The sequence below is a fragment of the Cupriavidus sp. FW305-F7 genome (genome assembly GCF_058782875.1).
This window is the reverse complement of record NZ_JBYSYC010000087.1, coordinates 1-14,731: the sequence shown is the minus strand read 5'-3', so window position 1 is coordinate 14,731 and position 14,731 is coordinate 1. Positions and strand designations below refer to the sequence as shown.

Sequence of the window (14,731 nt, the reverse complement as noted above, 5' to 3'; positions counted from 1 at the left end):
CTTCGTCCTCCACGAGATTACCGAAATGTTCCGCATCTTCAGTTCAGGTCCATAGGATGTGGGTAAAGCTCAGGCCTAAAGGCCGAGGCTTGCCGCGCACCTGGTCAACCCCGGCAACCCCGCAATCGCCTGCGCCAGGTAGTCCAGCAACACCCGCACCCGCGCCGGCTGGTAGCGCCGCGACGGATAGACCAGGAAGGCTTCCTGCGCCGGACCGCTCCAGCGTGGCAACACGTGCTGCAAGGCACCGCTGTCGAGCAGGTCCTGCACCAGCCATGCCGGCGTCATGCCAAAGCCGACGCCGGCCAGGAAGCTCTCGCGCATCGCCAGCGAGTTGTTGACGCGGTAGCGGCAGGGCGCGCTGACCGGCGCCTGCCCGCCGGGCCCGTCGAGCACGATCTCGTCGCCAGCGGCCAGCCAGGTGAAGCGCAGGATCTGGTGCCGCGCCAGGTCGGCTGGCTGCCGGATACGCGGATGGCGTGCGAGGTAATCGGGCGAGGCCACCAGCAGCCGCGGCGACACCGCGATGCGGCGCGCGACCACGTTGGGCGGCAGCGAGGCGCCGAGGCGCACCGCGATGTCGACGCCCTCCTCCACCAGGTCGACAAAGCGGTCGTCGAACAGCAACTCCACCTCCACCTCCGGATAGCGCTGCTGGAACGCCAGCACCAGCGCATTAAGCCGCAGCACGCCGAAGCTGGCCGGCGCGCTGACGCGCACCCGCCCGGCCGGGTGCCCGGACATGCCACGCGCATCACTGACCGCCTCGCCGTATTCATCCAGCACGCGGCGCGCGCGCTCATAGAAGCGCCGCCCCGCCTCGGTCGGCGACAGGCTGGTGGTGCTGCGCTCCAGCAGCCGCACGCCCATGTCTTTCTCCAGCGCGGCCACGACCTTGCTGATGGTCGGCTGGGTCGACTGCTGCTCGCGCGCCACCGCCGACAGGCTGCCCAGCTCCACGGCGCGCACGAAGACCTGCATTGCCCTGATGGTGTCCATGCCGTTCCTTGTGCCCATTCATTCCATCGCGGAATGAGCGATATGCCATTCTGCCTGCTACCTGTCATTTCTGGAATGCCCTACCTTGGGCGTCATCCCGGCACCAACGCCGGTCCGCGAGCCGAGGCAAACCCATGTTCCGCATTCCCCGCATCCTGCGCTGCCTGACTGCGCTGACGTTCTCCGCCACCCTCGCCAGCACCGCGGCACTGGCCAGCCCCTTGCAGGACCCAACCTGGCTGACCAGCTGGATGGCAAGCCAGCAGCCGGTGTGGCAGCCCGGCGCCCAGCCGCTGCCGACCGGCGTGCCCACGGTGCTGTCCGGCCAGACGCTGCGCCAGGTGGTGCGGCTCAGCGTGGGCGGCAAGCGCGTGCGCGTGGTGCTGTCCAACCCCTACGGCCGCCACCCGGTCGCGGTCGGCGCGGCGCAACTCGCGCGCCATGCCGGCGGCGGCAGCATCGATGCGGCGGGCAGCCGCGCGGTGACGTTCGGCGGCAGCGCGTCGGTGATCATCCCGGCGGGCCAGTCCGTGGCAAGCGATCCGGTCGCCATCGACGCCCCGGCGCTGGGCGAACTGGCACTCAGCCTCTACCTGCCGCAAGCCACCGCGATCGAGTCGTTCCATTGGGATGGGCGCCAGACCGCGTGGCTCGCGGCCGGCAACGCGACCACGCAGGCCACGCTGCCTGCGCCGCAGTCGTTCAGCGCGCGCATCCTGCTCAGCGAGGTGCAGGTCGATGCGCCCGGGTATACCGGTGCCGTGGTGGCCGTCGGGGATTCGATCACCGAAGGCAACGGCTCCACCCCCGACACCAACCGCCGCTGGCCGGACGTGCTGGCACAGCGTGCGGCCGGCAACGGCGTGGCTGTGCTCAATGCGGGCATCTCCGGCGGGCGGCTGCTGCGCGATGGCATGGGGGTGTCCGCACTGGCGCGGCTGGATCGCGACGCACTGAGCCAGCCGCACGTGCGCACCGTGATCGCGGCGATCGGCATCAACGATATCGCCTGGCCGGGCTCCACCTTTGCACCGGGCGATGCGGTGCCGCAGGCCGCCGAGTTGATCGAGGGCTACCGCCGCCTGATCGCGCGCGCCCATGCGCGCGGCGTGCGCGTGATCGGCGCCACCATCACGCCGTTTGCGGGGGCGCTGCGCGATACGCCGATCCGCGGCTATGACAGCCCGGGAAAGGAAGCGGTGCGGCTGGCGGTCAACAACTGGATCCGCAACGGCGGCGCGTTCGATGCGGTGGCGGATTTCGACGCCGCGGTGCGCGATCCCGCGCGCCCGCAGGCGCTGCTGCCGGCGTTCGACAGCGGCGACCACCTGCATCCCGGCGACGCGGGCTATCGCGCCATGGCGGCGCAGATCGGGCTGACGCTGCCTGAGCTTGCCCGTCAGTCCCGGTCCGGCGCACCCGGCGGGAAGAGCCGGCGATAGGGCCGTGCCTCGTCCACCGCGCGCGCGAACGATGGCCGCGCCAGCAGCCGGTTGCGGTAGGCGCGCACGTTGCCGCACGCATCGGGGATCGGATGCACCCAGTCCGCATAGAACAGCGACGGCGCGGCCGAGCAATCGGCCAGCGTAAAGGCGTCACCCGCGGCCCATTCCCGGCCGGCCAGCGTTGACTCAAGCCACGCGTAGGCCGAATCGAGCAACTTGCGTGCCTCGGCCACGCCATAAGCATCGCGGTGCTCCGCCGGGCGCAGGTAGTCGGCCACGATGCGCTGCATCGGCGTCATCACATACTGGTCGAAGAAGCGGTCGAGCATGCGCACTTCCAGCGCGGCGTCGGGCGACTCCGGCAGCCAGCGCACGGGGCCGCGGTGATGCCGGTCCAGGTAGTCGATGATGATGCTCGATTCGAGCACCGTGCGGCTGCCGTCCACCAGCACCGGCATGCGCTTGAGCGGCCACAGCCTGGCGAGTTCGTCCATGTTCTGCGCGTGTTCTGGCGACAGCATCCTGAACTCGAAGGGAATGGCGTTCTCGTACAGCGCAACGAGAACCTTCTGGCAATAGGATGAAAACGGGTGGGCGTAAAGCTCCATCGTGGTCTCCGGTGGTGATCTTCGGTGGTGGTCGGCGCGCGACTACTGCTGCGCCGCAAAGCGATCGGTCGCGGCAATCAGCTGGTCCATGATGCCCGGCTCGGTCCACGCATGGCCGGCGCCTTCGATCAGGTGAAAATCGGCATTGGGCCACGCCTGGTGCAGCGCATAGGCATAGCGCACCGGGCACGGCATGTCATAGCGGCCGTGCACGATCACGCCGGGGATGTCGGCCAGCTTGTGCGCGTCACGCAGCAGTTGCCCGTCTTCCAGCCAGCAGCGGTGCGTGAAGTAGTGGTTCTCCAGCCGCGCGAACGCCAGCGCAAAGTGCCCGTCGTCATGCTTGGCGCTGTTGCCGGCGTCCGGCAGCAGCGTGATGGTCTCGCCTTCCCACACGCTCCATGCGCGCGCCGCTTCCACCTGCTTGTCCTGGTCGTCACCGGTCAGCAGCTTGCGGTAGGCGGCCATCATGTTGCCGCGCTCGGCCTCGGGCACCGGCGCCTGGAAACGCGCCCACTTGTCGGGGAACATCTCGGACACGCCGTATTGGTAATACCAATCCAGCTCCGCCTGCGACACCGTGTAGATGCCACGCAGCACCAGCTCGCTGACGCGCTGCGGGTGCTTCTGCGCGTAGGCCAGTGCCAGCGTCGAGCCCCATGAGCCGCCGAACACCAACCAGCGCTCCACGCCGGCCAGCACGCGCAGGCGCTCGATATCGTCGACCAGGTGCCACGTGGTGTTGGCCTCCAGCCCCGCATGCGGCGTCGAACGCCCGCAGCCGCGCTGGTCGAACAGCAGCACGTCATAGCGCGCCGGGTCGAACAGCCGCCGGTGGTCCGCGGAAATCCCGCCACCCGGCCCGCCATGCAGGAACACCGCCGGCTTGGCACCGGGCGTGCCCACTCGCTCGTAGTAGATGACATGCCCGTCGCCGACATCCAGCGTGCCGGTTTCATAGGGCTCGATTTCAGGATAGAGGGTGCGCAGGGCAGGCATGGATATGGGTCTACGGAGATCGGGAGCCACAGTGTACGCCGGAGGGAACGGCAAACAGTAGCCCAGCCCTTAACCGGCGAACACCGTCTTCACCCAGTCCCTCAGCAGCCGCGTGGCGGGACGCTCCGCGGCGCGCTCGCTGTAGACAAGGTCATAGCGGAAGCTCTCCAGCGACAGCCCGAACGGCTGCACCAGCACGCCCGAGGCCAGCTCTTCCGCGACCAGCGTCAGGCTGAGCAGGCCGACCCCCTGCCCCGCGATGGTGGCCTGCACGGCGTGGATCTCGTCAGTAAAGCTGAGGCCGGCATGCGGATCGGTGACCTCGACGCCGGCGTGCGCCAGCCACTGGCGCCAGACCGGCGCGCGCTCGTTATCGCGTGCGCCGGCGCCCCACTCGAAGTGCACCAGCGTGGCGTGCTTCAGATCCTGCATGCTGGCCAGTTTCAGGCCCGGGCTGCAGACCGGCGCAAACCGGTCGCAGAACAACGGCTCGACCACCAGGCCCGGGTAGTCGCCGCTTCCGTAGCGGATGGCAGCGTCCGCATCGTTGTCCAGGTCGACGATCTGGTCCGACGCATCCAGGCGCAGCGTCCAGTCAGGGTAGGCCGCGCGGAACTGGCCGGCACGTGGTGCCAGCCGCTTGGCCATGAAGGCAACCGTCGATGTCAGCGTGGCAACGTTGGTCTGTCCGCTGCGCTGCACCGCCAGCACGGCGCGCTCCATCCCGTCCAGGCCGTCCCGCACCGCGGGGAACAACTGATGCCCGGCAGGCGTCAGGCGCACCTTGCGGGTCTGGCGTTCGAACAGCTTCACGCCAAGGCTCTCTTCCAGCAAGCGGATCTGGTGGCTGACCGCCGTCGGCGTGACGTGCAGTTCGTCCGCCGCGTGCTTGAAGCTGGCGCGCCGGGCGGCGGCTTCGAAGGTGCGCAGGGCACTCAGGGGCGGCAGTTTGCGCAAGCCTCCTCCTTAGATGAGATGTATTCATGTATCGACTGAAAAGCGACCATTTGTCGCTGCCTCGTCCCGCTCCGATACTCGACCTATCGGATGGCCCCTCAGGCGATCAGGTGAATTCTACTAAATCATCTACCGGAGTCAGCAATGCCACTGGAACAAGTCCACACCAAACCCGACCCCTATGCCCCCTATTTGCTTTCGCAAGCCATCCGGGCCGGCGGCTTCCTCTTTGTTTCCGGCCAGGCCGGGGTGGGCGACGATGGCGCCATCGTGGGCCGTGACGACTTCGATGCCCAGGCCGAGCAGGCATTCAGCAACCTCAGGCGCGCGCTGCAGGCGGGCGGCTCGGGGCTGGACCGCGTGGTGAAGGTGACGATCTTCCTGACGTCGATGGCACACTTCCCGAAGATCGTCGAACTGCGCCGCAAATGGTTCTCTGCCCCCTATCCGGCCGACACCATCGTCGAGGTCTCGGCGCTCTACTCGCCGGACGCGAAGATCGAGATCGAAGCCATCGCCCTGGCCACAGAGGCTGCGCGATGACCACGCCCGCCACCCCCTCGCTGTTCGATACGCTGGCGCTGAACGGCGTGCCGCTGCGCAACCGGCTCGCGGTGGCGCCGATGACGCGCATCAGCGCCACCGCCACAGGCGTTCCCACCGAGGCCATGACCCGCTACTACGCAGGCTTCGCCCGCGGCGGCTTTGGCCTCATCGTCACGGAGGGCATCTATACCGACCGTGCCTACGCCCAGGGCTATGCGGGCCAGCCCGGTCTGACGGACGCGCAGCAAGTCGCCGCCTGGCGCCAGGTCGTTGCCGCGGTCCACCAGCAGGGCGGGCGCATCGTGGCGCAGCTGATGCATGCCGGTGCGCTGTCGCAAGCCAACCGCTTCCGCGACGACACGGTCGGGCCCTCGGCCGTGCAGCCCAAGGGGCAGCAGATGACCGTGTATGCCGGCAAGGGTCCATACCGGATGCCGCGCGCCATGGAGGAGGCAGACATCCTGCAGGCCATCGAAGGCTTTGCGCAGGCCGCCCGGCTGGCCCGTGACGCGGGTTTCGACGGCGTTGAAATCCACGGTGCCAATGGCTATCTGCTGGACCAGTTCCTGACGGGCTATACAAATCAACGCCAGGACGCCTGGGGCGGCAGCATCGCGAAACGCATGCGCCTGCCGCTGGAAACCGTCCGCGCGGTGCGCGTTGCCGTGGGTACAGGCTTCCCCGTCGGCGTGCGCATCTCGCAAGGCAAGGTGAACGATTTCGTCCACAAGTGGCCGGAAGGCGCGGAGGGCGCGGCCGCCGTTTTCTCCGCGCTTGGGGCGAGCGCCGTGGACTACCTCCACGTGACGGAGTACGAGGCATGGATGCCCGCCTTCGCGGACGACGGCGCGACGCTGGTGCAGCTTGCACGCCGTGCCGCGCCCGGGCTCGCGATCGTGGCCAACGGCAGCCTGCATGAGCCATCGCGCGCGACCGGCCTGCTGGACGATGGCGCCACGCTGGTCGCGCTCGGTCGCGGCGCCCTTGCGAATCCGGACTGGCCGGTGCTGGTGCGCGAGGGTCAGCCGGTACGGCCATTCGATGCGGCCGTTCTCGCGCCGCTGGGCAACATCAAGGATGCCGAGCTGGCGCTGCGCGAAGCAGGCCGCCAGGCGGTGACGCCGGGCTGACGGTCGCAACCGCCACAGCCTCCACCTCGACCTTCAGCCCGAAATGCAGCGGGCCGGTGGGCACCACGGCCCTGGCCGGCCGCGCGTCGCCAGCCCATGCGGCGTAGATCGCGTTGAAGGCGGGCCAGTTGTCCATCGTGTCCACGTAGACGCGCACCTGTACCAGCGCCGCGATGCTGCTGCCGGCGGCAAGCAGTGCGGCCTCGACGTTGGCCAGCGCCTGTTGCACCTGTGCGGCGAACGACGCGTCGACCAGCTTGTGCCCGTCCGGTGCAATCGGCAACTGGCCGGAGATAAAGACCAGGCCGCCGGCGACCGTGGCATGGCTGTAGTGGCCGCCTGGTGCGGCGAGCGAAGCGGGACTGACTGTGCGTACCGCCCCGTGTTCATCGTTGTGCTTACCAGCCATGCAGACGGCTCCATTCGGTGGCCGCGCCATCCTCGGCAATGGCGTGGTAGGTGGGAAACTGCGCCCCGGTGGCGCAGGCGTGGTTGGGCAGGATGCGCAGCACCGTGCCGACGGGCAAGCGTGCAGCGATATCCGGATCAGCCGTGCCTTGGCGCGAGCTCCTGGTTGGCGCCGCTGAGAACGTAGCCGGGCATGACGGTGCCGTCGATGGCGCAGGCCTGGCCGTAGCCGAAGTCGTGCTTCTGCTTCTGCGTGCCACGGTCGCGGCTCATGGCCATCCAGCCGGCATCGACGATGGCCCAGCCCTTTTCCGGCTGGTGTCCGATCACGGTGGTCAGCACGCTCAGCGCCACCTCGTCTTCGGTGCAGACGCCGACATTGCGCATGACCAGGTCAAAGAACACATAGACCCCCGCGCGCACCTCGGTCACGCCCTCCAGGCTGGCTGCCGACAGCGCGGTCGGGGTCGAGCCCACGCTGACCTCCGCGCACGGCAGGCCCGCCTCGCGCAGCCGCGTGGCGGCGCGCACGCAGCCGGCACGCTCTTGCTCGGCCATGGCCGCAAGCGCCGCGAGCGTGTCCAGGTCATAGCTGGAGCCGGCGTGCGTCATCACCCCGCCCAGGCGCACATCGCCATCATGCAGGACGCGCGCCACGTCGATCAGCGCGGGGTCGTCGGGGAGGATGCCGGAGCGGTGGCCATCGGTATCGATTTCGATCCAGACCTCGAAGGCCTCGCGGTGTGCGTTGCAGAAGGCGACGATGGCGCGGGCGGACTCCACGCTGTCGGTCAGGATCTTGAGGTCGCAGCCGCGGCGGCGCAGCGCCAGCGCCTGGGGCAGCTTGCTCGCCACCGTGCCCACGCCGTAGAGGATGTCGGTGATGCCGGCGTCGAAGAAGTGCGCGGCTTCCTTCAGCGTGGAGACGGTGATGCCGCTCGCGCCCGCATCGATCTGCGCGCGCACAACCGGCGTGCATTTGCTGGTCTTGGCATGCGGACGGAAGCGCACGCCGAGCGCATCCATGCGCGCCTGCATGCGGTGGATATTGCGCAGCATGCGCGGGGTGTCGATCACTGCCGCAGGCGTTTCCAGGCTGCGCAGCGTGGCGGAGGAATCAGGATGTTGTCGTTGGTGAGGCGACACTGGGCCTGGCGCTGGCGACCCGCACCGCCAGGCGGCTGAGCCTGACGCCGGAGGGTGAGCGCTTCGCGCGCGAGGGTGCGTCCCTGCTGGCACAGCTCGACGCCTTGCCTGAATCGTTCCGGCGCGAGGACAGCCGGCTGACGGGCACGCTGCGCATTGCCGCGCCGTTCGGGTACGGGCCCCACCATGTGGCCCCGCTGCTGGCGCGCTTAGCCCAGTTGCATCCCGGCCTGCGCCTGCAGCTTGACCTACGCGAAACGCCCTGGCCCGACCGGCATGACTCGGACGCCGTCATCCATATCGGCGCCGTGCGCGACTCGTCCTGGATTGCGCGCACGCTTGCGTCCAATACGCGCTGGCTATGCGCCAGCCCTGCCTACCTGCGCCAGCGCGGCACGCCCGCCGTGCCGCGCGACTTGCTCGAGCATGCCTGTATCTGCATCCGCGAGAATGACGAGGACGTGACGCTTTGGCGCTTGCGCCGGGCTGGCACCCGGCGACGTGCATCAGCGCGCGAGAGCGTGCGCGTGGTGCCGGCCTACACCAGCAATGACGGCAGCGTGGCGCGGGCCTGGGCCGAACAGGGGCTGGGACCGGTGCTGCGCTCGGAATGGGACGCCGCCGACGCGGTGGCGCGCGGCGTGCTGGTGCGCGTGCTGGTAGACTGGGAATTCGACAGCGCACCGGTGACGCTGCTGGTTCCTTCGCGACGGGGACGCACGGCCCGCGTGCAGGCGCTGATGCAGTTCCTGGAAGAGGCACTGGGAAGCTGCAAGCAGGACCAGGTGCCAGCACGCCGGGCCCGTCCACCAGGCTGACGCCTTTTCCCGCTACCCCGCCGCATGATCCCTGCGCCAGTTGGCCGGCGCCATCCCGAACTGCGCCGAAAACCACCGTGTAAACGAACTGGCCGACCCATACCCCAGCAACTGCGACACCCGCAGCAGCGAATAGCGCGGATTCTCCACGTACCGTCGCGCCAGTTCGCGCCGCACGTCGTTCAGGATCTCCGTGAAGGTCTCACCCGCGTCGTCGAGCTGGCGCTGCATGGTGCGCAGGCTCAGGCCCAGGCCTTCCGCCACGGCTTCACAGGTGGCGCGGCCCATCGGCAGCATCAGGTAGATCGCGGCGCGCACTTCATGGCCGACGGACTGCGGGTTGGCGCGGGGCAGCGTGTCGATGAACTGCTGCGCGTAGCGTGCCATGACCGGGTCCGCCGTCGGGTTCGGCGCGTCGAGATCGGCGGCGCGGCAGATGATGCCATTGCTGTCCGCGTTGAATTCCAGCGGGCAACCGAACAGGCGGCGATGGATGCGCAGGTCGGCCGGCGCCGCATGCGTGAAGCTCACGCCGATCGGCTGCCAGCGCGGGCCCAGCAGCAGCGCGCACATGCGGAAGACGACACCGATGGCCAGCTCAGTGGCCTGCCGCGAAGGCGCGTCGCTGAGCACTTCCTGCCGGATGACCACCGCGCTGCCGGCATCCTCAAGCAACAGCGCCACCGAATCGTTGACCAGGTGCCGGTAGCGGATGGTGGTGGCCAGCGCGGCACGCAGCGTGGGCTGCTGGCTGATCAGCAGGCTCATCACGCCAAAGTCCGACAGCTGGCGCGACTCCGCCATGCGCAGCCCGAAGGTCGGGCAGGCCGACGCCTGCGCGGCGGCTTCCAGCAGCGCCACGCAGGCGCTGACCGGGACGCGCTGGTCGGGATCGTCCAGCCAGGCCCGCCGCAGCCGCGCCTGGCGCAGCAACGGCTGCGGGTCCAGGCCGAGGTCGCGCGAAACCTCGAGGAAGTTGGTCAGTGCGGCAGCACGTATCAGGGTTTCCAAGCCAGCGTTGCCTTGCGATGAGATGTCAATCGGGGGCGCGGTCTGCCCGCCGCAGCAGCGATCATAGGGCCGCATGGCATGAAATGCAAAGTCATCGGGAGTCAATGCAACGCCGGCCGGGGCAGCAATCCCTACAGTTCTCTGCATGTGCAGCGTGTTCCGCACCAACGAGACTCCAGGAGACAAGACAATGGCAAATGTTGTCCGCATATACGAGACCGGCGGCCCCGGAGTGCTGCGCTACGAACACATGGAAGCGGGCGAGCCGGGCCCGGGACAGGTCGGTCAACGTGCGGCTGTCGGCGCAGCGGATCCTGTACACGCTGAACGATTCCGGCGCCGAGGTGGTGCTGCTCCATCCGGACTTCCTGCCGGTGATGGAAGAGATCCGCTGCCAGCTGACCAGCGTGCGCAGCTTTGTCCTGCTGGCCGACGGCCAGCACGTTCCGCCGACATCACTGCCGTTCGGCGGCGAGTATGAGGCCCTGCTGAGCGCGGCCTCGTCCGACTTCGACTTCCCCGAATTCGACGAGAACACCCGCGCGGTCACCTTCTACACGACGGGCACCACCGGCGATCCCAAGGGCGTGTGCTACAGCCATCGCGACATCAGCCTCGGATGAGGCTGCCCTTTTGCGTTGCCGGGAACGGACTCAGGGTTGGATATTGAACGCCTTGACGATGCCGGCATTGCGCTCGAACTCCGCGCGCACTGATTCGCTCAGTTGCGGCAGGGGCTGCGCTGACAACGGCTCATAGCCGAGCGCCTCCATCCGGTCACGCACCTTGGCGGAAGCCGCGGCCTTGTAGGCAGCCGCGTGGATCTTCTCGGCCAGTTCGGGCGACAGCTTCGACGACGCAATCACGCCCACCCAGTTGCTGAAGTCCATGTCGGGGTAGCCCAATTCCGCAAAGGTCGGCACCTGCGGCAGCAGCGCCGAGCGGCTTTTCGACGCCACGGCATAGACCTGCACCTTGCCGGCACGAATCATCGGCAGCGAGGTCACCATGCCGTCGTACATCACCGCGATCTGATTGCCCATCACCTGCGTCAGCGCCGGCGCGGAACCGGCAAAGGGCACATGCTGCAAGTCGATCCCGGCCTTCTGGTTCATGATCATGCCGGCGTAGTGCGAAGCGGTGCCGGCGCTGTACGAGGCAAAGCTGAGCTTGCCCGGATTGGCCCGGGCGTAGCTGACCAGGCTCTTCAGGTCCTTGGCCGGCAGACCAGGCGCGCCAATCATCACCATGCGCGAACGCGCCACGGCGGCGATGGGCCTGACGTCTTTCAGCGGGTCGAACCCCTGCTTGAGCACATGCGGGATCTCGGTCAGCACATTGCTGGCGGTGACCATGATGGTCTGGCCATCGGCGGGCGCGGCCAGCATGGTGGTGATGGCAATGCCGCCGCCGGCGCCCGGCTTGTTGTCGACCACCACGGGGTGGCCAAGGTCCGCCGACAGCTGGTCTGCCAGCAGGCGGGCGAGCACGTCCATGGTGCCGCCCGCGGGGGCGGGCACCAGCATCCGGACCGGCTTGCTGGTCCAGGCCATGGCAGCGGGGGCCGCCAGCGCCAGGCCGGCAGCCACGGCGGCGATGCGCAGCAGGAATGTAGGGTGGGTGGGCATGTTGTCTCCCTTATGTAGTATGGATCTTCTGTCCAGCGTTGCCGGCATGGCGTCACCGTGTGGTGAGCGCGATGCCTGGCAGGTGTGGGGAAGCGGGAGACGCGCGGGCCAGCGCCCGGAGCATTGCCTCCAGCAAGGCACGCGGCGGCCTGGCGCCGGCGATCGGCGGCGCACCGTTGATCACGAAGCGCGGCACGCCCAGGCCGGGATTGGGTAGCGGCACCTCCTCGCCATGCAGCGGCGGCAGCCACGCCAGGTCTTGCGCAATGGCCGGCGCCGCCGCTTGCGGCATCGGCATGCACAGGCGATGCTGCCGCGTGCAGCACGCGCGGATCGCCGAGGTCCTCACCGCGCAGGAAGTACCCTTCAAACAACCAGTCGATCAGCGCGGATGCGGCCGCTTCGCCACCAGCCTGGCGCGCATACCGGATCAGGCGATGCGCAAGCACGGTGTTCGGCAGCACCTCGATGCGGTCGGGTTCCAGCGTGATGCCGGCCTCTCGCGCCGCGGCGCATACCTGCGCCTGCCGCAGCGCCACGGCTTCGGCGCTGCCAAGCCGCGCCAGTCTGAACTTGCGATTGGGGGATGCCGGCCGGCGGCAGCGTCGGAAACAGGGGACAGCTGCGCCATTCGACCGTGACCGCTACATCGGGCCGTTGCTGGGCCAGCTGCGCCAGCGCTGTTTCAAGATGGCGCTTGCCGATCATGCACCAGGGGCAGACCAGGTCGAACCCGACCTGGATGAAGAGGGAGGCGGGCTGGCTCATGACAGAGCGCCCGTAGCGGCACGCTGCCCGCGGCGGGCCGGCGCCGCCGCCAGCACTTGCGCGCGTTCGGCTTCGCTCATCTGCGCTCAGCGCCCGATTTCCAGCCGTGTCCTGGCGCAGCCCTGGCAATAGCGGTTGGCGAGGTCCATGCGGCAGATGTTGATGCAGGGATTGATGAGGGCGTCAGGGTGATGCATCACGAACTCCGGTAGTGCATGGCAAGGGCCGGCCGGTATGCCGGCCCCGCGGCCAGGGTCAGGCGGCTGCGCGCAGCGGCAGGTTCTTCTGCCCCGCCTTGCGGTTGGGCGCCATGCCATTGGCTTCCAGCGTGGCGTCAGCGCTGTCGTACCAGGTGCCGATGCGGTAGATCTCGCGGGCTTCCTTGCACGATGCGATCTCGCGGCCCAGTTCATGCGCCACGCGCACGCACTGCTCGATCTGCTGCACCGAGGTCATGCGGTTGCCGTACTGGTCGATGATGGTGTCTTCGATGCCGCAACGCGGGTGCAGGCCCATCGCCATCGCCATCATGTTGAACGGCAGCACGTTCTTCAGCAGCGACTCCGCGGTCAGCGTGCAGCCGTCCGGCGCGCGGTGCACGAAGTTGAAGAAGTTGAACGGGTTGGGGCCATCAAAGCCGCCGCCGATGCCGATCCAGGTCAGGTTCAGCGGGCCGGTGTAGACGCCGGCGCGCACCAGCCGTTCCAGCGTTTCCAGCGCGTGCATGCCGGTCAGCTGGAAATGCGGCTGGATGCCCGACGCCTGCAGCCGGCGCAGGTGCTCCTCAACCCAGCCCGGACCGGCCGGCACCGTCATCTCGCGATAGGCGGCCTGATAGGCCGGGTGTTCCAGCGAGGTGCCCTTCAGGTATTCCGGATAGAGCAACTCCATGATGTTCATCTGCGTGGTGTTGATCGCCACGGTCACCTGGTCGGGCTTGGGCTCCAGCTCTGCCAGCATGTGGCGGGTGTCGTCGGACAGCCACTTGGCCGCCTGGCCGTCGTCTTCCGGCGCAAACGAGATCGAGCCGCCGACCTGGATGATCATGTCCGGCACCGCGGCGCGCACGCCGGCGATCAGCTCGTTGAACTTAGACAGTCGCTTGGAGCCCTTGCCGTCGAGTTCGCGCACGTGCAGGTGCAGCACCGTGGCGCCGGCGTTGTAGCAGTCGACGGCTTTCTGGACCTGTTCTTCCATGGTGACGGGGATGTCCTCGGGAAAGTCCTGCGGCATCCACTCCGGGCCATACGGGGCCACGGTGATCACCACCTTGTCCATGTTCTCGGGGTGCAGGGAATCGTCAAGGAATTGCACGGATGGCTCCGGTTGGATAGTGGTTGGAGTATCGGCGAACGACTGCTCGCAATTTGACGATCCGGGACATTAGATTTACATTTCGGGACACCCAGGGAAAGCACGGAATCTGCCCCCATGTCCTACTATCTGCGCAGTGCCAGCCTGACCAATTACGTGGAAGTCGCGCGTTCGCTGGGGCTGGATCCATACCAGCAGCTGAGGGCGGCAAAGATCAACCGCTCGGTCCTGCTCGATCCCGATATCCGCATTCCCGCGGCGTCGGTGGGCGGCTTGCTGACTGAGCGCGTTTTCGCGGTGGTTCAGCGAGCGTATTGGATGCAGCGTGTCGGCGAGGCGTGCGCAGGCGGCGCAATAGAAAAGCCGCCGGCGCACAAGCGGCGCGGCGGCGAAGACGAGCATCGGGCGGGCCGCTAAGCCCGGAATCGCGGTAGGAATGCCCATTACTGAGCACCCCCCGCACAGATCCGTACGAGCCCGATTCGGGCATACGGCTCCTACCTCGGGTGTTTGACGTCAAAGCGCCGGTCGGGCCATGGATGAAGGATTCGAGGCTGTGGGAGCCAGGCATCCGCGATCCGCTCGACCCGCGTCCACGTCATGTGATCCTTTTGGCTGCGGCGCCGGAGCGCCCGCCGCCAGAGGTCAACAATGTGGTAACGGAAGGCGCCGAGTGCTCGCGAGTTCGTTGGTACTGCGTGGTACGCGAAGTATCCGCGCACCACCTGCCTGAGCCATTTTCCTTGCGCAGGAATCGGTTCGTGCATGCGCCGCCGCAGGTCCTCCTTGATCTGCCTGAGCTTCGCCCGCATGCGATCACCTCGGGTCTTCCTCTGCAACTGGAAGGCACCCCGACGCGATCGTCCGCAGATAAAGTTGAAACCCAGGAAGGCGAAGGTCTCCGGTCGGCCAAGACCTCGACGCTGGCGGTTGGCCGCTGCGTTGCGACCAAAC

The 14,731-nt window shown here is 68.0% G+C and carries 14 protein-coding genes and 5 pseudogenes; 7 read left to right on the top strand and 12 right to left on the bottom strand.

Annotated elements, in window-relative coordinates; genetic code table 11:
- Positions 1 to 75 precede the first annotated feature (75 nt).
- Positions 76 to 999 carry a LysR family transcriptional regulator gene (locus tag AC3WL8_RS38805; protein WP_013954030.1) on the bottom strand — a complete coding sequence of 308 codons (924 nt, stop codon included), beginning with the start codon at positions 997 to 999 and terminating at the stop codon, positions 76 to 78.
- Positions 1,000 to 1,133: 134 nt separating this feature from the next.
- On the opposite strand from AC3WL8_RS38805, the gene AC3WL8_RS38800 reads away from it, so the two are divergent.
- Positions 1,134 to 2,441, top strand: coding sequence for an SGNH/GDSL hydrolase family protein (locus AC3WL8_RS38800; RefSeq protein WP_211979495.1), 1,308 nt, complete (start codon positions 1,134 to 1,136; stop codon positions 2,439 to 2,441).
- On the opposite strand, the gene AC3WL8_RS38795 is transcribed toward AC3WL8_RS38800, so the two are convergent.
- From AC3WL8_RS38795 to AC3WL8_RS38785, 3 genes are all read right to left on the bottom strand, one after another.
- On the bottom strand, positions 2,399 to 3,052 hold the full coding sequence (locus AC3WL8_RS38795; protein ID WP_211979496.1) for a glutathione S-transferase family protein: 654 nt from the start codon (positions 3,050 to 3,052) through the stop codon (positions 2,399 to 2,401). The two genes, AC3WL8_RS38800 and AC3WL8_RS38795, sit on opposite strands and share 43 nt — an antisense overlap.
- Before the next feature lie 42 nt (positions 3,053 to 3,094).
- Positions 3,095 to 4,051, bottom strand: coding sequence for a prolyl aminopeptidase (pip, locus tag AC3WL8_RS38790; RefSeq protein WP_153956944.1), 957 nt, complete (start codon positions 4,049 to 4,051; stop codon positions 3,095 to 3,097).
- A 69-nt stretch (positions 4,052 to 4,120) separates the two neighbouring features.
- The gene (locus AC3WL8_RS38785; protein WP_013954034.1) at positions 4,121 to 5,008 is read right to left on the bottom strand and encodes a LysR substrate-binding domain-containing protein; all 888 of its coding nucleotides are present in this window, start codon (positions 5,006 to 5,008) and stop codon (positions 4,121 to 4,123) included.
- 144 nt (positions 5,009 to 5,152) lie between these two features.
- Here AC3WL8_RS38785 and AC3WL8_RS38780 point away from each other — a divergent pair, with 144 nt between their 5' ends.
- On the top strand, positions 5,153 to 5,551 hold the full coding sequence (locus AC3WL8_RS38780) for a RidA family protein (RefSeq protein ID WP_013954035.1): 399 nt from the start codon (positions 5,153 to 5,155) through the stop codon (positions 5,549 to 5,551).
- A complete protein-coding gene (locus AC3WL8_RS38775) occupies positions 5,548 to 6,684 on the top strand; it encodes an oxidoreductase (protein WP_153956943.1) in 1,137 nt (378 codons plus the stop codon). Before AC3WL8_RS38780 ends, AC3WL8_RS38775 begins: the two co-directional genes overlap by 4 nt.
- Here the strand turns inward: AC3WL8_RS38775 and AC3WL8_RS38770 are convergent.
- Complete coding sequence (locus AC3WL8_RS38770; protein ID WP_492380163.1) at positions 6,626 to 7,093, bottom strand: RidA family protein; 468 nt, start codon at positions 7,091 to 7,093, stop codon at positions 6,626 to 6,628. The two genes, AC3WL8_RS38775 and AC3WL8_RS38770, sit on opposite strands and share 59 nt — an antisense overlap.
- A pseudogene (locus AC3WL8_RS38765) lies at positions 7,083 to 8,151 on the bottom strand (alanine racemase). The gene AC3WL8_RS38770 and the pseudogene AC3WL8_RS38765 overlap by 11 nt, the downstream one beginning before the upstream one ends.
- Positions 8,152 to 8,228: 77 nt before the next feature.
- Between AC3WL8_RS38765 and AC3WL8_RS38760 the strand changes: the two are divergent.
- Positions 8,229 to 9,056, top strand: a pseudogene (locus tag AC3WL8_RS38760) (LysR substrate-binding domain-containing protein); the annotation flags it as partial.
- A gap of 12 nt (positions 9,057 to 9,068) precedes the next feature.
- On the opposite strand, the gene AC3WL8_RS38755 reads toward AC3WL8_RS38760, so the two are convergent.
- The gene (locus AC3WL8_RS38755; protein WP_153956940.1) at positions 9,069 to 10,067 is read right to left on the bottom strand and encodes an AraC family transcriptional regulator; all 999 of its coding nucleotides are present in this window, start codon (positions 10,065 to 10,067) and stop codon (positions 9,069 to 9,071) included.
- A gap of 281 nt (positions 10,068 to 10,348) precedes the next feature.
- Here AC3WL8_RS38755 and AC3WL8_RS38750 point away from each other — a divergent pair.
- Positions 10,349 to 10,684: pseudogene (locus AC3WL8_RS38750) on the top strand (AMP-binding protein); the annotation flags it as partial.
- 36 nt (positions 10,685 to 10,720) lie between these two features.
- On the opposite strand, the gene AC3WL8_RS38745 reads toward AC3WL8_RS38750, so the two are convergent.
- The 5 genes and pseudogenes from AC3WL8_RS38745 to AC3WL8_RS38725 form a co-directional block, all read right to left on the bottom strand.
- Entirely contained in the window at positions 10,721 to 11,695 is a 975-nt protein-coding gene (locus AC3WL8_RS38745; protein ID WP_153956939.1) for a tripartite tricarboxylate transporter substrate binding protein, read from the bottom strand.
- Between the two features lie 52 nt (positions 11,696 to 11,747).
- Positions 11,748 to 11,993 (bottom strand): hypothetical protein, encoded by a 246-nt coding sequence (locus AC3WL8_RS38740; protein WP_228772797.1) that lies wholly within the window; start codon positions 11,991 to 11,993, stop codon positions 11,748 to 11,750.
- Between the two features lie 68 nt (positions 11,994 to 12,061).
- Positions 12,062 to 12,403 carry a thioredoxin domain-containing protein gene (locus AC3WL8_RS38735; protein WP_228772798.1) on the bottom strand — a complete coding sequence of 114 codons (342 nt, stop codon included), beginning with the start codon at positions 12,401 to 12,403 and terminating at the stop codon, positions 12,062 to 12,064.
- 56 nt (positions 12,404 to 12,459) lie between these two features.
- Positions 12,460 to 12,660: pseudogene (locus tag AC3WL8_RS38730) on the bottom strand (DUF1289 domain-containing protein).
- 58 nt (positions 12,661 to 12,718) lie between these two features.
- Entirely contained in the window at positions 12,719 to 13,777 is a 1,059-nt protein-coding gene (locus AC3WL8_RS38725) for a beta-keto acid cleavage family enzyme (RefSeq protein ID WP_013954046.1), read from the bottom strand.
- Between the two features lie 117 nt (positions 13,778 to 13,894).
- Between AC3WL8_RS38725 and AC3WL8_RS38720 the strand changes: the two are divergent.
- Positions 13,895 to 14,056, top strand: a pseudogene (locus AC3WL8_RS38720) (AraC family transcriptional regulator); the annotation flags it as partial.
- Between the two features lie 227 nt (positions 14,057 to 14,283).
- A partial coding sequence (locus tag AC3WL8_RS38715) for a hypothetical protein (protein WP_492380162.1) occupies positions 14,284 to 14,731 on the top strand: 448 nt, incomplete at its 3' end.